The organism is Agriterribacter humi, from assembly GCF_009192765.1.
In the GTDB taxonomy this organism is placed as follows: domain Bacteria; phylum Bacteroidota; class Bacteroidia; order Chitinophagales; family Chitinophagaceae; genus Agriterribacter; species Agriterribacter humi.
Map to the genome: position 1 here is coordinate 515191 of NZ_VOHQ01000003.1, position 21472 is coordinate 536662.

General features: G+C 40.5%; 20 protein-coding genes. 11 read left to right on the forward strand and 9 right to left on the reverse strand.

The window, feature by feature from the left end:
- Positions 1-262: 262 nt before the first annotated feature.
- Positions 263-976 carry a DUF92 domain-containing protein gene (locus FRX45_RS08450; protein ID WP_152267960.1) on the reverse strand — a complete coding sequence of 238 codons (714 nt, stop codon included), beginning with the start codon at positions 974-976 and terminating at the stop codon, positions 263-265.
- A 193-nt stretch (positions 977-1169) separates the two neighbouring features.
- Here FRX45_RS08450 and FRX45_RS08455 point away from each other — a divergent pair, with 193 nt between their 5' ends.
- Together FRX45_RS08455 and FRX45_RS08460 are read left to right on the forward strand one after the other, a co-directional pair.
- Positions 1170-1793 carry a DUF2975 domain-containing protein gene (locus FRX45_RS08455; RefSeq protein ID WP_152267961.1) on the forward strand — a complete coding sequence of 208 codons (624 nt, stop codon included), beginning with the start codon at positions 1170-1172 and terminating at the stop codon, positions 1791-1793.
- A 3-nt stretch (positions 1794-1796) separates the two neighbouring features.
- Positions 1797-2000: a helix-turn-helix domain-containing protein gene (locus FRX45_RS08460; protein ID WP_152267962.1), complete on the forward strand. Its 204-nt coding sequence runs from the start codon at positions 1797-1799 to the stop codon at positions 1998-2000.
- Between the two features lie 91 nt (positions 2001-2091).
- On the opposite strand, the gene FRX45_RS08465 is transcribed toward FRX45_RS08460, so the two are convergent.
- Positions 2092-2283 carry a hypothetical protein gene (locus FRX45_RS08465; protein ID WP_152267963.1) on the reverse strand — a complete coding sequence of 64 codons (192 nt, stop codon included), beginning with the start codon at positions 2281-2283 and terminating at the stop codon, positions 2092-2094.
- A gap of 236 nt (positions 2284-2519) precedes the next feature.
- On the opposite strand from FRX45_RS08465, the gene FRX45_RS08470 reads away from it, so the two are divergent.
- The 5 genes from FRX45_RS08470 to FRX45_RS08490 all read left to right on the forward strand — a co-directional run bounded on the left by FRX45_RS08470 (position 2520) and on the right by FRX45_RS08490 (position 8289).
- On the forward strand, positions 2520-2840 hold the full coding sequence (locus FRX45_RS08470; protein WP_152267964.1) for a DUF6122 family protein: 321 nt from the start codon (positions 2520-2522) through the stop codon (positions 2838-2840).
- Between the two features lie 56 nt (positions 2841-2896).
- Positions 2897-4990, forward strand: coding sequence for a ComEC/Rec2 family competence protein (locus FRX45_RS08475; RefSeq protein WP_152267965.1), 2094 nt, complete (start codon positions 2897-2899; stop codon positions 4988-4990).
- Positions 4991-5046: 56 nt separating this feature from the next.
- Positions 5047-6606 (forward strand): bifunctional phosphoribosylaminoimidazolecarboxamide formyltransferase/IMP cyclohydrolase, encoded by a 1560-nt coding sequence (gene purH / locus FRX45_RS08480; RefSeq protein ID WP_152267966.1) that lies wholly within the window; start codon positions 5047-5049, stop codon positions 6604-6606.
- Between the two features lie 118 nt (positions 6607-6724).
- Positions 6725-7699, forward strand: coding sequence for a DMT family transporter (locus tag FRX45_RS08485; protein WP_152267967.1), 975 nt, complete (start codon positions 6725-6727; stop codon positions 7697-7699).
- 173 nt (positions 7700-7872) lie between these two features.
- Positions 7873-8289, forward strand: a complete 417-nt coding sequence (locus tag FRX45_RS08490; RefSeq protein ID WP_152267968.1) for an SRPBCC family protein — start codon at positions 7873-7875, stop codon at positions 8287-8289.
- Between the two features lie 31 nt (positions 8290-8320).
- Here the strand turns inward: FRX45_RS08490 and FRX45_RS08495 are convergent, their stop codons facing one another.
- The 3 genes from FRX45_RS08495 to FRX45_RS08505 form a co-directional block, all read right to left on the reverse strand.
- Complete coding sequence (locus FRX45_RS08495) at positions 8321-9601, reverse strand: polysaccharide deacetylase family protein (RefSeq protein ID WP_152267969.1); 1281 nt, start codon at positions 9599-9601, stop codon at positions 8321-8323.
- Positions 9602-9747: 146 nt separating this feature from the next.
- A complete protein-coding gene (locus FRX45_RS08500; RefSeq protein ID WP_152267970.1) occupies positions 9748-11130 on the reverse strand; it encodes a LutB/LldF family L-lactate oxidation iron-sulfur protein in 1383 nt (460 codons plus the stop codon).
- The gene (locus FRX45_RS08505) at positions 11123-11704 is read right to left on the reverse strand and encodes a DUF3109 family protein (protein WP_152267971.1); all 582 of its coding nucleotides are present in this window, start codon (positions 11702-11704) and stop codon (positions 11123-11125) included. Before FRX45_RS08505 ends, FRX45_RS08500 begins: the two co-directional genes overlap by 8 nt.
- Before the next feature lie 206 nt (positions 11705-11910).
- Between FRX45_RS08505 and FRX45_RS08510 the strand changes: the two genes are divergently transcribed.
- The 3 genes from FRX45_RS08510 (at position 11911) to FRX45_RS08520 (ending at position 17130) form a co-directional block, all read left to right on the forward strand.
- Complete coding sequence (locus FRX45_RS08510; protein WP_152267972.1) at positions 11911-13239, forward strand: sensor histidine kinase; 1329 nt, start codon at positions 11911-11913, stop codon at positions 13237-13239.
- Positions 13240-13281: 42 nt separating this feature from the next.
- Complete coding sequence (locus tag FRX45_RS08515; RefSeq protein ID WP_152267973.1) at positions 13282-13932, forward strand: response regulator transcription factor; 651 nt, start codon at positions 13282-13284, stop codon at positions 13930-13932.
- Positions 13933-14103: 171 nt separating this feature from the next.
- Positions 14104-17130 carry an alkaline phosphatase family protein gene (locus FRX45_RS08520; protein WP_152267974.1) on the forward strand — a complete coding sequence of 1009 codons (3027 nt, stop codon included), beginning with the start codon at positions 14104-14106 and terminating at the stop codon, positions 17128-17130.
- Positions 17131-17232: 102 nt separating this feature from the next.
- Here FRX45_RS08520 and gldD read toward each other — a convergent pair whose 3' ends face one another.
- The 4 genes from gldD to mutY form a co-directional block, all read right to left on the reverse strand.
- On the reverse strand, positions 17233-17877 hold the full coding sequence (gldD, locus tag FRX45_RS08525) for a gliding motility lipoprotein GldD (RefSeq protein ID WP_152267975.1): 645 nt from the start codon (positions 17875-17877) through the stop codon (positions 17233-17235).
- Positions 17878-17901: 24 nt separating this feature from the next.
- Positions 17902-19242, reverse strand: coding sequence for a gliding motility-associated protein GldE (gene gldE / locus FRX45_RS08530; RefSeq protein WP_152267976.1), 1341 nt, complete (start codon positions 19240-19242; stop codon positions 17902-17904).
- A gap of 100 nt (positions 19243-19342) precedes the next feature.
- Positions 19343-19777 (reverse strand): single-stranded DNA-binding protein, encoded by a 435-nt coding sequence (locus FRX45_RS08535; RefSeq protein ID WP_152267977.1) that lies wholly within the window; start codon positions 19775-19777, stop codon positions 19343-19345.
- 38 nt (positions 19778-19815) lie between these two features.
- Complete coding sequence (mutY, locus tag FRX45_RS08540) at positions 19816-20889, reverse strand: A/G-specific adenine glycosylase (RefSeq protein WP_152267978.1); 1074 nt, start codon at positions 20887-20889, stop codon at positions 19816-19818.
- Between the two features lie 165 nt (positions 20890-21054).
- On the opposite strand from mutY, the gene FRX45_RS08545 reads away from it, so the two are divergent.
- Positions 21055-21453 carry an HU family DNA-binding protein gene (locus FRX45_RS08545; RefSeq protein WP_262884201.1) on the forward strand — a complete coding sequence of 133 codons (399 nt, stop codon included), beginning with the start codon at positions 21055-21057 and terminating at the stop codon, positions 21451-21453.
- Positions 21454-21472 lie beyond the last annotated feature (19 nt).

Below are 21472 nucleotides of genomic sequence, written 5' to 3' on the forward strand. Positions count from 1 at the left end.
AAAAATAACAGCAACCAGTTGACGAAGTGCGGTATAGTGGCTTCCTGCTGAAGAAAACTGCTATAGCAGTTGCCAAAATTTTGTATCTCGCCGGGGTTTTCATGAAAATGCTATGTGGCTGCTATGAAGCCCCGGCGATGGAAGCCCATAATTTCAACCGCAACGAGCAAGCTTATCCGAATTCGCCTGAGTCTCGCCTCCACTCAATTGCCCGGGTGTAAAAAGCCCTCCGGATAATAAAAGTTTGCCTGAAGGAAAGCGCTTACAGCACATACAATACCCCCGCCACTGCCGCTCCGGCAGCCGTATTTAAAAAGTTAACTGCATTATTGGTAAGCAGTCCTTTGTTTTCTAAAGTAAGCCCTAATATAGAATCTGCTATGTTACCCGCTGTGCCGGCCAAAATTATAACCAGGAAATGCTGCCCGTTCCAGCCGGTTCCTAAAATATATATCACCGCAATAACAGCACTTCCTATAATTCCGGCAACAGTTCCCTGCAGGCTCACCGCGCCATTTGCCCCACGTTGCATTTTTTTAAAAGAAAGAATGTGATAGTATCTTCTGCCGTAAACATTTCCTAATTCCGATGACAGCGTATCGGCAGTGGCGGCAGAAAAACTTGCAGCGAGCATCAGAAGTAACACTTCGGCCGCCCCCGGATTGTATTTTGCCAGTAAAGCCAGGATAGCAGCTACGCCTGCATTAGCGAAAACCTGCGCTGCATTTCTTTTTCCCTGTGTATCTTCTGCAATTCCTTCCTTCAGTTTTGTATTGAACTTCCATCCGGTAGCGCTAACACCCAAAGTAAAAAAGGCTGCTAACAACCCTATGCCTGTAAAGCCTCCTCCTATAAAAACAATAACCGCCAGCAAACCTCCTGTGAGCGCCGCTGCAACTGTTAATTTTTTTTTCAGCACACTAAAAAGCATGCCTGCTGTTACTAAAATAAAAATTGCCAGGTAAGATACATCCATGCAGCGCAAATGTAATGAGTGATGAATTGTAATCCGGCAACGCATATAAACAGTATCTCAGTTTCCATGGAGCAGTTATTGCGGGATGCTTATTTTATTTATCATTATACGAATATTATTTATTGATAAACAATAAAAATAGTTTGTTTATTAATAAAATAAGTATTACTCTTGCAGTATAAAATTTAAAGCAATGAAACCGAAGTTTGTTTTATCATTCCTGAGAATAGCTACTAATATTTTGATGTGGGTGCTGATTGTTTTTACCGGCTTTTTGTTATGTGTTTCCATATTCAATATTGTGGGAAATGATAAGGATAGAAAACTAAGCGGAAAAAATTATGTATATGAAATGACGGCTTTTGGAGAAGGGCAGGCAGAACAGCCATACCTGTATGCTGCTGATAGTTTGGTGCGGTACCGCACCATGGCCAACAGGTACAGTGTTGAGATTGAACCCAACTCCGCAATTGGTTATTATACCATATTCATAAAACTGATCTTCATGGGAATGGGGATCGCTGTTTTGTGGAATTTTAAAAAGATTTTCAGCGAAACCAATCTTGATGACCCGTTTAAGTATAGCATTACAAAACGGCTGAAGATATTGGCCGCATTATTCATCGTTGCTGACCTCCTAAAATTAACAGACTATTTTTTGTTTAACAGTTTTTTACGCCAGTCGGTTACAACACCTCATTTGGGGTTAATTACCAATACAGGAAGTGGTATTATAACAGGACTGATCATCTGGATCATTGCTACTGTATACCGGAAAGGAATTGTTTTGCAGGAAGAAAATGCATTAACCGTTTAAGCTATGGCAATAATCGTTAACCTGGATGTGATGTTGGCCAAACGCAAAATGTCGTTGTCGGAACTGGCGGAGAAAGTAGATATAACGCTTTCCAATCTTTCCATATTGAAAACAGGAAAAGCCAAAGCCATGCGTTTTTCAACGCTGGAAAAAATATGCGAAGTACTCGAATGCCAGCCGGGAGATATCCTGGAATTCAGGGAATAAGCGCATAATAGGGAGTAGAATACGAAGCGTACTGATAAACATAAAGGATATGAAGCGGGTATCCTTTATGTTTAGTCAATATTGAAAGTGCTTATGACTGAAAATTGTTTTCAGGTGCAGGGGCTTTCTTCCCGAACAGGTTTCCCAGACTAAAATTTTCATCTATGAATTTCATGCCTTTTTCTTTCCATGCTTTTTTTTGTTCCGGGGTCATTTTAGAAAACCGGTAATAACCATAAGCTGCCGCTGCTGCAATAAGCAGGCCTAATCCTTTCTTTTGCATAATCTGTAATTTTATTATTAGTAAATCAGTTTCATTAACAGTAATAAAATATCGTGCCGTAATGCAATTCCCTTTGGAACATTGGGTTGTAGGAATCTGAAAAGGAAGGATATGGAGTAATTTTTTCTACAATTTAACAAGCTGTTTATATACTACTGATTTTCCTGACCTCCTAAAAGCGGAAAACATATATTGCAACAGATTAGTTTATTACCTTTTAAAAGAAAGGGTTTTTGATGCAGCAGATCATTCACTATTCATTTCATTTTATTGTTCCTGTTTTTATTGCCCTGTTACTGTACAGGCAGCATTGGGTAAAGGCTTATGGTATTTTGTTACTGACGATGATGGTAGATGCGGATCATGTATTGGCTACCCCTGTATATGCGGCCTGGAGGTGCAGTATAGGTTTTCATTTGCTGCATAGTTATCCGGCTATTGTTATTTATATTCTATTGTTATTTTTTAGACCTGCCCGGTTAGTCGCTATTGGCCTGCTGTGGCATATGGCCACAGATTATATGGACTGCCTTTTACAGATGGTATATTGTAAGTGAAAAATATACTGCTCCGGGAATTTTGTTATTCCCCGCTTCTTTCTTAACTTTTAATCATGTTGCTACCTGTGGTTCCTGTATGGAAACATGCACCGTTTATACGCCTGCTCATCCCGCTGATGTTTGGGATAATGCTGCAATGGTATCTCCCCCTTTCTATAAAGAACATGAGTATTATCGCAGGTATTGCTGTTCTTTTTTTTCTGCTTGCACAATTGTTTCGTGGCTATTTTTTATACCTGCACAAATGGGTTTACGGTATTGCGCTTATGATTGTGGTTGTGCTGTTTGGGGCAGTCATCACGCATTTTAAAAATATTACGCATCAACAAAACTGGTTTGGCCATTTGTATAGCGACAGCACGGCTGTGGTTGCTGTTTTATCTGAACCTTTAATTGAAAAGAATAAATCCTACAAAGCCGATGCTACGGTGTATGCGCTTATACGCAATGATAGCGTGGTTCAAACCAAAGGCAGCATCATTATTTATTTTAAAAAAGACAGCAGTCTTTTATCGCGATTGGATCACGGGTCAACCATTGTTTTTGAAAAAAGATTGCAGGCTATAAAAAACACCGGCAATCCCGGCGCCTTCGATTATAGCCGGTACTGTCTTTTTCACGGTATTACACACCAGGTATATCTTACAGAAAATGAATTTACGGTAAGCAAGGCGCAAACCCTGTCTGTATATACAAACCAGATGCAGCAGTCGCGTAAGAGACTATTAGAAATATTGAAAAAGTATATTCCGGGTAAGCGTGAAGCCGGGGTTGCAGAGGCATTGCTAATTGGTTATCGCGATGACCTGGACCGCGACCTGGTACAGTCATATGCCAACACCGGGGTAATACATGTTATTGCTATATCGGGCATGCACCTGGCAATGATCTATGGATTGCTGATTGTACTGCTGAAACCATTGCAACGCAATGCAAAAACAAAATGGGTGAGGGGAGTGGTTATACTCTCGGTACTATGGTTGTTCACCTTACTTTCAGGCGCGGGTCCTTCTATCTTAAGAAGCGCTGTTATGTTTTCTTTTATCGTAGTGGGCGAAAGTATGCGCAGGAAAATATCGGTATACCACACCTTAAGCGCATCGGCCTTTTTTCTTTTGTGCTGGAACCCCTTTTTTCTTTGGGATGTGGGCTTCCAGTTGTCTTATGCCGCGGTATTAAGTATCGTTATCTTTCTGCGCCCCATCACCAGTAGGTTCTATTTTAAATATGCTTTTGCCAATTATATGTGGAAGCTTGTTGCCGTTACACTTGCTGCACAGGTTCTTACCACGCCTTTAAGCATTTATCATTTTCACCAGGTGCCCAATCTCTTCCTGCTCAGTAACCTGGTAATTGTTCCGCTTTCCGGTTTTATACTATATGGTGAGATATTGCTTTGCCTGCTCTCCCTGTTTCCAGTTGTTGCCGTGTTTACAGGTAAAATACTCTCTGTTGTGTTGCGGATGATGAACAATTTTATAACTTTTGTAGATGGTATTCCTTTTGCCGTTAGCAATAATATTTTCATCTCCATTCTTCAGGCAGTTTTGTTATACGTTTTTATTATTGCTGTTGCTACATGGTTGATGAAGGTAAAAAAACAAATGTTGCCATATGCGGTAATGGCGTTGCTGGCCTTTGCCTTTTGCCGCATGCTTGATTTTAGGGATAAGCAAAAGCAACATAAACTTATTGTATACAATATACCCCGCCATAGCGCTGTTGATTTTATAAGTGGAAGAAATTACTACTTTGCCGGAGATGAGGCTTTGACAACCGATCCTTTTCTGCATGATTTTCATCTTAATCCTTCCCGGCTTTTATTCAGAATGCAGGCGGCAGATAGTCTTAAAAACATGAAAACGGTTTCACCTTTCTTCTATTTTAATAACAAGCGTATTCTTTTGCTGGATACCATTACCGTCTTACCACGTGTTGCTCAGCCGATAGATGTGGATATCATTATTCTCTCTAAAAATGTAAATGTGCGCATTAGCCGTCTGCAGCAGGTGTTTCGCTGCCGGCAATACGTTTTTGACGCTTCCGCCCCGGCGTGGAAAACCCGTCAATGGAAAAATGACTGCGATAGTTTACATTTGCGCCGCCATTCGGTACAGGAAGATGGCGCTTTTATACTTGATTTATAACTTCAACTCCCTGAGGAGTAGCTATTATTGCCGCAGGGTGTACAGCAATATATACTATGCAGAAAAAGATCAGCTCCGCACTAATTTCCGTTTTTTATAAAGACGGACTTGAACCCGTTGTAAAAGAACTTCAGCGCCTTGGTATTACGATATACTCTACGGGAGGTACTCAAAAATTTATTGAAGATATTGGCATTCCCTGTGTACCGGTGGAAAGTCTTACTACCTATCCTTCCATATTGGGAGGCAGGGTAAAAACCCTGCATCCGGCTGTCTTTGGAGGAATTTTAGGTCGCCGCGATGTGCCGCAGGATATGGCAGAAATGAAGGAATATAAAATTCCCGAAATAGACCTGGTGATCGTTGATCTGTATCCTTTTGAAGAAACACTGGCGCAGGCTAAATCATCGTCCTTTACAGGAACTGCGGAAGAAGCGGAAAAAATGATCACTGAAAAGATTGATATTGGCGGACCTTCTATGATCCGTGCCGCGGCAAAAAACTGCAAAGACGTGCTGGTTGTAGCGGCTAAAGATGATTATGCGGCATTGGTAAACCTGCTCTCCACGCAGAATGGGGAAACTAACTTCGAACAGCGCCGGGCATATGCCGCAAAAGCTTTTGAAATTGTAATGCATTACGATATTGCCATCAGCAATTATTTCAATCCCTCTACTGCATTACCGCTTAATCATTCGGGGCAACAGCAGGTATTGCGCTATGGTGAAAACCCCCACCAGCAGGGCATTTTTTACGGCGACCTTAATCATGTTTTTGATAAGCTGCATGGCAAAGAACTTTCCTATAATAATTTAGTAGATGTAGACGCTGCCGTTCAACTGATCAGTGAGTTTCCTTCTTTTAATGAAACAGGGGGCGAAGCTGTTTTTGCTATTATTAAGCATACCAATGTTTGTGGAATAGCTTCCCGCGCAACCATTAAGGAGGCCTGGGACGCGGCATTGGCGGGTGATCCGGAGAGCGCATTTGGCGGCGTGCTGGTATGCAATGGCAGGGTAGATAAGGCCACTGCGGAAGCCATCAGTGAAATATTTTTTGAAGTACTGATTGCCGATGGGTATTATGCTGACGCGCTTAGTGCTTTACAAAGTAAAAAGAACCGGATATTACTTACGCTGAAACAAAAGCCTGCTGCCACACACCAGTCTAAAACAATACTGAATGGCGTGCTGTTGCAGGAAAATGATAAGGGCAATTACTCCGAATGGAAAGAAACGGGGGGAAGGGAAACAACTGCTGACGAGAGAGCAGACCTGGGCTTTGCCAATATTGTTTGCAAGCATTTAAAGTCGAATGCCATTGCACTGGTGAAGCATAAGCAGTTGCTGGGCAAAGGATGCGGACAAACCAGCCGCATAGACGCCCTGCGCCAGGCTGTGGAAAAAGCAGGCCAGTTCAAATTCGATTTGAATGGCGCTGTACTGGCTTCGGATGCTTTTTTCCCTTTTAACGATTGTGTAAAGCTGGGTCATGAAGCTGGCATCGTTGCTTTTATACAACCCGGCGGTTCTATACGGGATAAGGATTCCATTGAATATTGCGTACAGCATAACCTGGCGATGGTTATTACCGGTTTAAGACATTTCAGGCATTAACAGCAGCTTTGTAGTGTCTGTAATATAAGGTGGAACAACAACGATTGACTTGTCATTTAGGTTTCACAGTTAAAAAACAATATGGCACTATCTGCATGGCTTACCTGCAGCACCTGTTATGAAAAATTATATCTACGATATTTATGGCAGGGCTAAATCCATCATAGAACCCGTTTACCTCCGCAATCAAAGCGACAGAACCAAAGCGATCCTGGCGGTAATAGTGGTTTGCTTTTTCTGGGGTACCACATGGCTGGCTTCTAAAAAGGGAGTGCAGCATATGCCTGCCCTGCAGCTTTCCGGACTGCGCCAGTTCCTTGCAGGTTCCTTTTTTCTGGGTTATTTTTTTATAAAAGGATTTAAGCTGCCCACCCGCGATCAGTTCATACAGTTTGGATGGATGAGCCTGCTGATGATCGTAATCAATAATGGCTTCAGCACCTGGTCAATGAAGTATATCCCCAGCGGGCTGGGCGCGGTAATAGGTGCGGCATCTCCTTTATGGATTGCTATCCTGAGCACATTTGTATTTAAAGAAACGAAGCTCAATACCATGACGATCATCGGCTTACTGCTTGGTATTAGCGGTATACTCATTATTTTTTCTGATTATCTGGAGGATCTCTTTAATTCATCTTTTTCCGTGGGCATCGTTTTAAATCTTATAGCCTCTGTTACCTGGGCTTTCGGTACCATATTTACTGTAAAAAATGCCAAACATGTTAACCCTTATTTCAGCCTGGGCTGGCAAATGTTTCTTGGAGGCATTGTGCTTCTGCTGGCGGCTTATTTCAGCGGGCAGTATACAGCAATAACGGATACCGGCGCAGAAGTTTGGTATTCTATTTTGTACCTGGTATTTGTGGGCAGCATCATTACCTATTCCGCTTTTATTTATGCGCTAAAAAGATTGCCCGCACAGCAGGTATCAGTATATGCGTATATCAATCCCATTGTGGCTGTAATTGTTGGCGCACTGTTGAACAATGAAAAGCTAACCATAATCATTGCTGCCGGAACGCTGGTAACCATACTTGGAATTTATCTTGTAAATACAGGATTTAAAAGAAAGGCAAGGATGGAACGTGAATAGCTGAATACAGCGCAATATGATTAATGGCTTTCATTCACGTAACATAAACTTAATATAGCGGCTATAAGCTGATAATCAATAAAATACAGTTGGTTAAACCTGCTCTGTATAATTTGTTCATTTTTATTCCTTGTAATAAGGATACCTTGTCATCCAGTTTTAAAATCCCATATATGCACATCACTCATACCATGTTAACAACCGCAAGCCCCGAAAGAATCTGGAAAATATGGACGGATGTAAAAAACTGGAAACAATGGGATGTGATGCTACGCGGGGCCTTACTTAAAGGCAATTTTCAAAAAAACGTACACGGTGTATTTATTCCTGAAAAAGGACCCAAAGCGGAATTCACAGTTACCTCCTGTGATCCGAATTTTTCTTATACGGTTACCACTAAACTTCCTTTGGCTCAAATACATATTCACCGCTTCCTGGGCTATCACAATATGAAGACCACTTTTACGCATGAAATATGGGTGGAAGGTCCCTTAAGCTGGATGTGGTGGAAGTTCCTTGGGCGGAGCGCTACCACGCAACTTTCGCAGGCCATGAAAAATGTAAAACAACTGGCAGAAGCTGAAGGGTAGTTGACTCACTCCTCACCACTTACTACTGACACTACAGATCCCAATACACCACTTCATCCAAAAACACCTCGTATACTTCCTTCCAGCCCTTAAACAGGGGATCATTGCCAAAAAAATTATTATGCCAGATGCTGATCATGGTACCATCAATTTTTTTTATTACATCATGATAGTACTGTATTTCAGTAAAGGCTTGTGAAGGCGTGAGCTTTTGTTCATAAAATGCATTGGCATCCATAAAACAGAAAGGATATACCAGCAAGGGTGTTTTTGTTTCTGCGGAAAGATCATACCAGTAAAAAGGCGAAGCTATGGAAGCGCGAAAACCATTGATTGTTCCATAGCCCATCGAAAATTCATTTAAAATACCGTGGGCAATCAGTTGCCTGTATGTACCGGGAAGCGTAAAGCGGATATAATGCTGACGGCTGTGTACTACTTTACGATTAATGATATCTTCAAGCGTATTTATTTCTTCATCCAGTAATGCAATATCGTCACCGCTTTGCCATGAAGGGTGTACGCCCACATTGTATCCAATGGCGTGATACCTGATCAGTTCCTGCATTTCTGCATGATGCGGATCAACATTCTTATCATATTCGCCGGCTGCCCCCGCCACAAGAAAAAAATAATAAGGTTGCAGGCTGAATTTTAAATGTAAAGCATAGAGCCATTCATATACATCAAAGGGATCTTCCTTTTTCTTTGTCAGCACATCCATACGGTCTTTTATGGCTGCCAGCTCTCCTTTTAGCAGGGAGCGTACCAATCCGCCTGCATTTCTTGTAATGCCCTTATGCAAATAGGAAAAAGCGATGTCAATATCGTAAGTAGGGATAAACCTGAATTTCTTTATGGCAAAAACAAGGAAAGGAAACTTTGCCTGCAATATTTTTTGAAAATCAAAGAGCCAGTAATTGATTATGGGTTGTTGCAAAAAGCCCTCTTTGTATGCTATGCTTTCCGTATGCGCAAAGCGCCCGTATTCATCGGGCTGGTGAGGCAGGTACTCTTCATACCTGCTGAGCAAATAAAACGATGCGGCAAAAATATCAAAGTGCAGATCGCCGGTTTCAGTTGGAAACAATACCTTATAATTTCCCTGTTCTTTACAAAGTATATTTTGCGGAACAATATTGTTTTCAAATAGCAGTGGCGATGGCATTACCCTCAATTCATCATCAGTCAGGCTGCTTTGGGAATAATTGATCTTAGCGCCTCCATACTGTATAAACTCATCGGGACTGGTTGTAAGGGATACTTCAATACCGCTCTGGCTATGCAACAAAACATCTGTAATATACTGCAACCTTGGGCTGTTATATGTGGAATATATCAAAAGCATCTATCCATAGGCAAATTTGTTGCACAAAATAAACAAGTAAGGGGTATCAGCCGAAAAAATTCACTAAGTAATTTTTCTATGCTGTATAGTATTTAGCGAAGCCGGAAGAATTATTTCTTTTCGGCATGCTGCGCTTTCCACATTTCGTTAAAGGTTTTTGGCGGAAAATGCAATGCGCTTCTGTGGGCTGTCCATCCCTTAAACATTTTATTTACAAACCAGCTTTTCAATTTGCCATTTCCCATATTCATCATTTCGCGATGCAGCATGGCCTGTTTCCATCCTTTCCATGCCACCCGTTCAGCAAAGGAAGTATTGTGCTGTTCTACCGCTTCATACCTGTTTTCGAGCAATAGTTCATGCAGGTTTATTTTTACAGCGCACACTTCCGTGCAATTTCCGCAAAGCGAAGAAGCATAGCTTAAATGTTTCCACTCATCAAGTCCCTTTAAATGGGGGGTAATAATGCTCCCGATAGGACCACTGTAAGTGGTGTTATAACTGTGTCCGCCAATGTTTTTATATACAGGGCACGCATTGAGGCAGGCGCCACAGCGAATACAGTATAATGCTTCACGCGTCTTTGCGTTGGCCAACAGGTTGGTTCGTCCGTTGTCTAATAATATCACATACATTTCTTCAGGACCGTCCGTTTCCCCGGCCTGCTTTGGTCCTGAAACAATGGTATTGTAAACGGTAACGCGCTGACCAGTGCCAAAGGTTGAAAGCAGGGGCCAAAAAAGCCCGAGGTCCAAAAAGGAAGGAATCATTTTTTCGATGCCCGCAATAGCAATATGTACGGGCGGCCAGGCACAGCTTAACCGGGCATTTCCTTCATTTTCTGTGATGGCAATAGCGCCAATATCGCCAATTAAAAAATTGGCGCCGGTAATGCCTATTTCGGCCTGTGTATATTTTTCGCGCAAAATATTACGGGCTACCAGGGTTAACTGTTCCGGGTTGAGCTTTGAATCTGTTCCTAATTTTTCAGCAAAAAGTTTAGCAATATCCTCTTTACTTTTATGCATAGCGGGAGTAACAATATGATAGGGCGCTTCCCCGTCTAACTGTTGTATATACTCACCCAGGTCTGTTTCTATGCTTTCTATACCATTTTTTTGCAAAAAAGCATTCAGGTGAATTTCCTCCGTCACCATGCTTTTACTTTTCACAATGGTTTTACAGGCTCTTGCTTTACAGATCATTAATATTTCATTTAAAGCCTGCTCTGCGGTTTCCGCCCATATTACCTTACCGCCTCTTGCTGTAAACTGTCTTTCAAATTCCTCTAATTGCTGATCCAGCGTTTCTATGGCTCTCCATTTCACATTCTTTGCTCTTTCCCTGGCTAAGTTCAGGTCATAGAACTGCAGCTTACCTGCGGGTACTGCAGCATTATACTTCCCGATATTATGATTGATGGTGCGGCGATGCTCAAGATCGGCTGCCTTGATGGTGCTTTTGGCGATAAATGTAGATGCCTGCTCAGTCATGCTCGTCGTAATATTGTTTTGCGGCCTGGTCAAGAACGTTGTAAAAATCTTCTCCAAATTTTCTTATCAATGCTTCTTTCAGAAAAACATATACAGGAACCTCCAGCTTTTTCCCCAACTGGCAGGCAGGATTGCACAGCGTTTCCCGGGGCTCATAATTGACCAGCTCGTAAGTTCTTGTTTTTTTTGTTTTAACCGGGTACAAATGGCAGCTTATGGGTTTCTTCCATTGTGTTTTACCATCTAAATAAGCCTGTTCTATCCCGCATTTAATAATGCCTTTGCTGTCGTAATGCCCGTAAGCGCAAATCTTCCCATTAACGGTGGGGGTTACCCAGCCAAAATCCTTATCGTAATAATATCTGCCTCTTTTTTCAATTTCTTCCAATCCTTCTTTAGTAAGATAAGGTTTCATCGTTTCAAAAGCATCATTGAGCATTTCTGTTTCTTCATTGGTTAAGGGGGCGCCGGCATCCCCATCTTCGCAACAGCCGCCCTTACACTTCACAAGGTCGCAAACAAATTGCGCTTTTACCACCTCATCGCTTACCAGAACATTATCAATTTCTATCACAGATATTTTTTTGTAAAGATACTATATTGTGGAGGTGTGATAAGTAGAGCAGATGAGATTGGCGCAAAATTGTTATTGGAATCTGGAAAGAACGAAGGTTCCTGCCTGTAAAACCTGGTAAAAGCTATTAAAATTTAAGGAATATTAAACGCTTTGAGAAATGCTATTTATTTTTAGCTCCGGAATAGTACATTAATTCATTTTGAATGCAAAGCAGGACAATAGAACTTTTCTACCTTTTCTTCCAGGGGATACTTTGCTTTCAGGTAATACTTTTCTTAATCCTCTATTTTATTACCCGCCGGAATTACCTGCTCATTTATAGTCTTTTCCTGCTCTCAGCAGCAGCCTATTTTTTTATTAACGCGCCTGCAACTTTTTTTAATATTCCCGAGGATGAAGTTTGGAACTCATCCTGGTACAACAATTTCAACACACCTGTTATCATTATAATGAATTTTCTTTACCTGCTTTTCTTGCGATTTTTTTATATAGATATAGCAGCAGAAAAAAAATCCTTAGCGGTATTCAGAATTGCACTGTGGTCTGTTCCGGTATTGATTATAATATTTGTGGTACTTGCTTCTCTAAAAGTTAATCGTCAGATTATTTTTTATATTGTAAATCTCATTTCAATATTTCCGGCAGTTACGGTTATTCTTCATATTTCAAAACATCAGTATCCCTTTTCCAAACTTCTTGTCTGGGGGTTAATTTGTTATATCACGGGAACCCTGCTGACTCTATTAATGAATATATTGAGAAATTATGGAGCAGAACATCTGCTTACTTACGGTTATCCGTTATTGTTTATCCGTTTGGGCATATTGAGTGATATGATCTTTCTTCTCGTTGCAATGTTACAAAAATGGCATTGGCAGGAAAAGCAACTTGTTCTCGAAAAAATACAATCACAATTGGCAGTAGAGCAATTCCGTAATAAAATATCAGCAGAATTACACGACGATATTGGTTCCACACTCAGCGGAATAGCCATGTACAGTCATCTAACCAAAGAGCAGCTAAAATTGGATGATAAAAGAGGGATAGAAAATTCGTTGGATATAATGGAGCAATCATCTGTACAAATGGTAAATAAGCTCTACGATATTGTTTGGCTGAATAATCCTCAGCAGGATAGCCTGCAAAAATTAACAGACAAGCTGGAAGAATATGCCCGGCAAATGGCATCGGCGAAGAATATGGAAGTAAAAATTGAGGTATACGAAAGAATGGCTGAGCTCAGTTTACCGGTAGAGCAAAGACGAAATATTTATTTGTTCTGTAAAGAGGCTATTAATAATGCCGTAAAATACAGTAATGGAACAGCGCTGGAATTAGTGATCAAAGAAACGAATGGTATACTGGAATTTTCGGTAAGCGATAATGGAAAAGGATTTGACACGCTAACGGTTAAACGTGGGAACGGTCTTGACAATATGCAAAGGCGTGCAGATGAAATGGGAGCAAAGCTTTTTTTGGAATCAAAAAAGGATGAAGGCGCCAGGCTGTCGCTGCAAATGAAAATCACCTGATGGGGTATTGCATTTTTCTGATTTTAACGCCATATTTGATATATGCTGGATATTCGCGTTGCCATATTTGAGGATAATAAACTTGTAAGAGATGCCATGCAGGCCATTCTGAATGGTACACCCGGTTACAGATTTACGGGTGGGGCTGCCGATGGCAATCGTTGGGAAATGGATATCAGGCGAAGTGAACCGGATGTGGTGCTGATGGATATTGAAATGCCAGGGCTCAATGGCATTGAACTAACCAAAAATATTTGCAACAGTTTCCCTGAAGTTAAGGTGCTTATTCAAACTGTATTTAATGACGGCGAACGTATCTTCCTCGCTTTGTGTGCGGGGGCGTCGGGCTATATACTTAAAAGCGATCCTCCTCACCGGTATCTTGAAGCTATTAAAGAAGTATACAATGGCGGCGCTCCCTTTAACACGACTGTCGCTAAAAAAATGCTGAGCTTTTTCTCCAATAAAAATGTAATACTTGTAAGTCCGCAAAGCAATGATTACCGGCTTAGCGAAAGGGAAAAAGAACTGCTGCAACTGATAGTGGAAGGTTATGATTATAAAACCATTGCCACTAAATCATTTATTAGTTACGAAACCGTGCGTACCCATGTAAAGCACATCTATAAAAAACTGCATGTAGCCAGCCGGAGCGAAGTGGTTATGAAGGCGCGGCAACAGGGACTGTTATGAATTCTCATTATACGCATCTGCGTTATTCAAACTTACACTTTCATAAAATCACCCAATGGGGTATTGTACAGGTAAGCCTTAATATTGATTTTTGTAATGCATTCACTTTTGTAAATCTGTTTCCAACTCTTCAAGTTTAAAAAATATTTACTAAACAATTAAAGAGGCAATATGTCAAGAATAATTAACCACGTATTTTTAAACGAGAAATTTACAGTTACGGGGAAAAGGCTAAGTAAAAAGGAATACGAAGTAATCATCAATCGCATAGGCGTTTTGTCATTTGGCGCAAACATTAAAGTTACAACCTTGTCCCCAAGACCAGACCCTGCGAATCCCGGAACAGGCATCACCCGTGAAGAATCTTTAGAACAAATAACGCTCATTGATCCGGATGGTATTCCTTTTACAAAAAACCGGGTTAGCATGTCGGACCTGGACCGCTATCGCGACTTATTGGGATTCATCAAACCCTGGAAATTGGTTATAGGCGCACAAACACTGCACAGTTCCCGCAATACATTACCCAGGGAAGTGCAGGTTTTTCTATCTGTACGTGAAACGCTTTCTAACATCAGCGCCCCTCCTTTATTAAATGTTCAGCGCCCGTTAAACGGAATATGGGAGTATAAATTTGATCTTTACAGGATTGGGGAATTAAGGGTTACTGCCACATCAGCATCTTCCAACATCAGGATTTCATTGGTTCGCCCCGATGGAACAGTAAAGGTATTGCCTAAAAACAATTCATTAAAAGCTCAGATTACACACCCTGATATAAAATACAGCAGGGATTCTGCAGGTAAGAAAAAGCTCTGGACACTCCGGTTTGAAGGAAAAAGTAGCGGACGTTTAACCCTGCATGCACAAGTATATGATACGATTAAAATACCTCAGGATATTTTGTTAGACAGATTTAATGATTTATTCGGTAAAGATTGTGAAAACATAGTAATCAGGGCGAACTGGAACGGAAGCCTGCTTACAAATGTGTTTACTATTAAGGCAAAAACAAGAAAGCTCGCAGAGTTCTTTGAGATGTTTATTAGTAATTTATTTGAAAAAGAAGATAACGAACCCATAAAGGAAAATAAAGAATATAAAGTGTATGAAAAGGAACTGGTACTTGAGGAAAACGGCCCGTTGGTTACCGGTAAGATACAGGCAAAATGTAATAATATTCAAACTGATTTCATTAAGGTGGAGTTTGGAGAATCTAAAGAGCGGTATGCTGTAAAAACTGAAAGCGCGTATACTGAAATTTCCAACGGGGAAATTATGATTCCAAAAGGATGTCCTAAGATAGCAATTACGGGGTCTTTAAAAAATTCTATCCGGGTAATCATTGATAACTGGGATAATGGTGAGATTGTTATACCGGATCTTTTATTTGAAATGGCGTTATCCGTAAACAATGGAAATATCAAAGCAAATTGCTGGATAGACCCCCATTCTGCTAAATGGGCGGGAGACGAAGGGAATCCACACATACCATTGTATAATGATACCTACTATTTAATGTCGAAAATATCAGGAGCAATAGATGAAGAATTCAACAAAAAGGTCACGGAGAAAATTCAGGATATTTTTGACAGGATGATGGGTGGTGTTTTCACTTTTACCGGGGCTAAATGGAATAAGACAGATAAAGCAATGGAGTTTGAGTATATAACGGATAAACTGCCTGAGCCTGAACGCAATGATAAATATGAAAGCAGGTATAACCAGGGACTAAACGAAACATGGAATGCGCCTAACCTGTCAAATCCGGATAATATAAAGCACATAGTGGTATTGATGATGGAGAACAGGTCCTTTGATCACGTGTCGGGATATCTTTCGTTACCAGGTGTAAAGGGGCCATTGCCAATTAATAGTGAGGTTAACGGGTTAACAGAACAATTACTAAATACATATAAAATTCCGGTAACCGGGTATAGTGATCAAACAATTCAGCATTTAAAAAATGCAAGATTTGAAGCCAATGAAGCGGGGCTTAAAACAAAGTTAGATGCCGATGTAGGTCATGGTTTGAAAGATGTGGAAGAGCAACTGGATCCGGATAAAACAATGAAAGGTTTTGTTTCCAATTTTATAAAAAAAAATGGAATAGATGCATTAAAAAAGAAAAAGATAGATCCCCAGGATGTATTGGGATATTATACGGGGGAGGAACTGGCGATGTATGAATTCCTTGCTTCCGAATTTACAATTTGCGATAATTACTTTTGCTCTCATCCAGGGCCAACGTTGCCGAACAGGATGTTTTCATTGAAAGGGAATCTTCAAAGAGACAGAAATGGAGAGCCGAGAATGACCAATGCAGTTGACAGCACATTTTTTTTATGCAGGGATCAAAATATTTTTGATATTCTTTCCCAGCAGGGAGTTTCCTGGAGAGTGTATGAATCATTGCCATCTGTTACCATGCTTCGGATGTTTTCCCGTTATGCAGGAAATAATGAAAAAATAAAAGATATCGTCAATCTTGAAAGCGATATAAAAAACTCGACCAGGGCGGGAACAAAAAAAGAATTCCCTTCTGTTGTCTTTATTGATCCTGCCATGCATGATTACCCGGTTAATGATGATCATCCGCCCGCCGACATGCTGCATGGTCAGTATTTGGTAAAAAGAATATACGAAGCCCTGAAATCAAACCCTGATATATGGGATCATACTTTGTTTGTGATAACTTATGATGAGCATGGTGGTTTTTTTGATCATGTAGTGCCCCCGGTTGTTGAAACATATCGAAATCCTTTGGTTATAGGAGAATCCGGGTCTCCCAGCAGTAACAGCACGAGTCATACAGATGTGTTCATGGGACTGCGTGTGCCCACTTTCCTGGTTTCGCCCTATGTAAAAAAAGGAGGTATACTGAAAACAAAACTTGATCATACATCCATATTAAAATCCATATTGGCAAGGTTTTGTGGAAAGAAAAAGCCATACATCAGTCAACGTGTTAAATATGCGAACAGTTTAGAGCGTGCTATAACTTCAGAATTCAGGGAAATAAAAAGCGAACCTGATCCACTGCCGCCACTGTCGGACAACAGAAGTAGGGCAAGACAACGCGCTTCAGCCTTAAACAATAATTTCGATATTATGACAAAGCAAAAGATTTCAGGAGAAAATGCAGATTTCCATGAGCTTATGTCCTTTTTAGGAAGAACAGTAAAACCTAACAGGTGACGGACTGTAATTGTTCAGCGTATCCAAAGAAGAAGCTATCAAAATATACTGTGAACGCAAAATCAGAAATCAACAATCAGAAATTCTTATATCTACAGTTTCCTATTTCCATTCAAGCGTGTTGATCATATGCAGCATATCCTGCTGTAAAAAATCGTAGACAATGTGTAACGAATCTTCATTGGGGGTGGCGTTAAAATACAAAGCGCCGCGAAGAAAATGTTTAACGGTATCGGTTGCAAAGAACTGCTTGCCGGTTGCCGCATTGCCGCCTACACTAAAAAAAACACCACCGATACCATGCGGTGTTACAAATGCCGAATCTTCAATGGAAGATGCTTTTACGGTATGCTTGAATGTAATTTTATAAGCGTCTTCGCGAAGATTTTCAAAGGTGTTTAAGGAAGAGGAATCCTTATAGCCGTGATCCGTCTTTACTCTGTATGAGGACCTTCCCCCGATCGTTTTATAGCTCAGGTATATCCGGGCATTAAAGGAAGGTATATCAATATTGATCCAGTAAGGGTTGTCGGGGTTTTCATCAAAAAGAGAACTGTCTTTGGTTACAGTACTGTATACCGGGTATTCAAAACTGTACGGGTAGCCCGGCTGGTTGAACAACTGGTACTGATGCTGCGGAAAGTCTATGGCAAAATATCCTTTGGGGTGTGGGGTGTAATTGCTGTTGCAGGAAAATAGCAGTATGGAAAATAAAAAAGAGAGCAGAATGCCTGTTTGTTTAATCATCTTACAATTACTTTGATAGCCATCTTACTGAGCGGTTAATAGCCTGATGGTTACTTTTACTTTTTTAATCCTGTTTTTTTCAATTTCCATAACCGTAAATTCAAAATCGCCGATAGGAATAACCTGTCCTTCCTGCGGTATTTCGCCGGCCAATTCCAGTACCAGCCCGGCTAAGGATTCGCTTTCCCCTCTCACCTGGTCAAAAGTATCTGCATTTAAGCCCATAGCCTTACAGGCGTCTGTTATCATTATCCGTCCTTCAAAAATATAGGTATGGTCGTCTATTTTTTTATTCACGCTTTCCTCATCATCAAATTCATCACGTATATCACCAATAATTTCTTCCATTATATCTTCCATGGTTACAATGCCTTCCGTTCCGCCAAACTCATCCACCACCACAGCAAAATGTGTGTTTTTTCTTTGCAACTCACGTAAAAGATCCCTGATCAGGTTTTGTTCGGGAACAAAATAAGGCTGGCGGATCAACTGGCGCCAGTCGAAATCATCCTTTTCATTAATAAAAGGCAATACATCTTTACTGTGTATAATGCCTACCACATCATCAAGGCTGTTTTTATAAACCGGCAGGCGCGAATAATGCAATTCTTCTATTTTATTTTTTAATTCGTGAAAGCCCGTATTGTAATCAATAGCACTAACATCAAGCCGGGTACGCATAATTTGCTTTACTGTAACCTGGCCAAACCGCGCTATGCCCCGGAGAATATTTTTTTCTTCTTCTGTAGTATTTTCTGTGGCATTCATTTCTATTGCCTGGTCAATATCTTCTGGATTATAAACATGATGATGTTTCAATCCGCCAAAACTTTTTTCAATGCCATCCGTAAATTTCACAAACCATCTGCTCATGCTGCTAAAGAAGCTGTATAAAACTTCAATAAGCAGGGAGGCGCTGTAAGCAAATCTTATATTGTTTTGGGTAGCCGATACCTTGGGCAGGATCTCGGCAAAAAGCACTAATAAAAAAACAATGACAATTAATTTGATAACGAAATTTAAAAAAGCGTTGGGCTGCATCAGCAATTCATCCATCAATACATTACATACGATGATGGTGCCTATGTTTACGAAAGTATTTGCTATTTGTAATGTGGCCAGCAGTCTTTTGGGTTGGTCCAGTAAAGTAATAATTCTTCTGGCAGCGGGGTGCTGCTTTGTTTTGAGCATATTAATATCCCTGTAAGTAAGGGAAAATAAAGCTACTTCTGCCCCGGATACAAAAAAGGATACAATTAATAATGACAGCAGTAATATAATTAAAATGGTAATACTTTGCGGGTTAACAGCTAACAGTACCGGCTCAAGTTTAAGCAGACTGTAATATGCCGATGGATAATCCAAGTCAAGTGTTTTTTTGTGAGTAAAGCGGTGTAATCATAAAGGCAGGTCACTGGGCCTGCCTGTTTAAATAACGTACAAAAATAAGTATTCGTGTAAAATATTAAAAAGCCATGTTTTCGGAAGAAGAGTCGCTGATAGGAGGTACATCACTATTGAATCCCTCCGGATGATCGTTGGCATGGTTAGCGCCATGGGCGCCATCCACTCTTTTGTCCAGCATAATCAGGTTATCACCTACCACTTCCGTAGCAAATTTACGGTTGCCTTCCTTATCTTCCCAACTCCGGGTGCGTAATCTTCCCTCAATATATACCAAACTGCCTTTGTGAAGATATTTTTGCGCCAGTTCAGCCAGTCCGCGCCAAAGCACCACGGTATGCCATTCTGTTTGGCTTATCAGTTTTCCGGTGCGATCTTTAAAAGTTTCTGTTGTTGCCAGCGGAAATTTTGCTACTGCAATATTTCCTTCTAAAAACTGAATGTCAGGATCCTTCCCCAGGTTGCCAATTAACATTACTCTGTTTACTCCTCGCATAAAACTTGTTTTAGATTCATTCAAATGAACTTCATTCATCAATGCTGACTTAAATTTACATTTTTTTCCTGCAAATAAGTAATCATAAATTTTGGAAAAGGGTACCGCGTAAGTTCACGATAAGGTACTCCCACAAAATCCACACCTAAATCGGGTGAGTGATCTACCTTTATTTCAATAAATTGTCCGTGTAGTGTTTGATGGGTAAGCTGATGGGTATACAACCTCGAAATCTGTGTAACCGATGTCCCTTTTTGCAAGAACAACTGTTTTACGGGAGCTTGCAGCAGCAACTCTTTTTTGTTGAGCGGACCATTTTTTTCTACCAGTAAAAACTCATGCAAATTTTGCCAGATGTCTTTGGCAGTTCTTTTCCGGATGTATACCCTTGCTTTGTATGTGATAATAAAATAATACAGCCACCGGTTCTTTTTAACGATTTTTTTTTCTTTTACGGGTAGTTTTTCCACCACTCCCAATTCATAAGCCATGCAATCTTTCTGCATTATACATTGTATACATGCAGGTGCTTTGGGCTTACATACTACGGCGCCGAAATCCATTATAGCCTGGTTGTATAATCCGGGTTGTTTTTTATCGAGTAATTCAAAAGCCAGTTTGTTTAGCACTGCCTTCCCCATTGCCGAATCAACAGGAATCTCTGTGCCGGATATACGGGCCAAAACCCGGAGCACATTGCCATCAACCACGGCAAAGGGAAGGTTGAATGCAAAAGAAGCAATAGCGGCAGCCGTATAAGGTCCTATCCCCGGCAGCTCGAGTATTTTTTCATACGAAGCCGGAAATTCGCCATTGTATGCTTTATCAATGATTTTGGCGGCGGCAATCAGGTTTTTGCAGCGGGAATAATAGCCCAGGCCTTCCCATAGTTTAAAAACTTTTGTTTCGGGGGCATGGGCCAATTGTTGCACCGCAGGAAACGTGTTTATGAATTTCAGGTAATAATTCCACCCCTGTTCTACCCGCGTTTGCTGAAGAATAATTTCACTTAACCAGATTTTATATGGATCTTTTTCGCCTTTCCATGGCATTGCCCGCCGGTTCTTTTTTTTATTCCATGCTAATAATTTTTTAGGGAAAAATGACCTCATAAGGGGATAATTATCTGTTATTCAACAATCTGCCGGGCTTTTTGTTTATATAATATACAATTTTCTGATATTCTGCACGTTCAGTAATAATCAAGTATAGCAGGGAGAAGGACGACTGTTTTTTATCCGTTCAGAGAAAGAATAAAAAATTTTTACAATAATAACTTGCAGAAAATACATTATTTATGTTATTTTATCATTGAATTTCATTTACTTATAAAATACAATACCATGCGAAAAGCCGATCTCATTAATAATATCTCTGAAAAAACCGGAATTCCAAAAGTAGATGTTTTAGTTACACTGGAAACTTTGTTTAAAGAGGTTAAAGAAAATCTTTCTAAGGGAGAAAATATTTATATCCGCGGATTTGGAAGCTTCATTACTAAAAAAAGAGCCGCCAAAATAGGACGTAATATAAAGAAAAACACGGCAGTACATATTCCTGAACATTATATACCTGCATTTAAGCCAGCAAAAGAATTTGTGCATGAAGTAAAGAAACTGCAATCAGCCAAACCAGTTGAAGAGAATTTTGATGATGGGACGGAAGATAGCATTTAACTTTGCGTCCAAATTATAA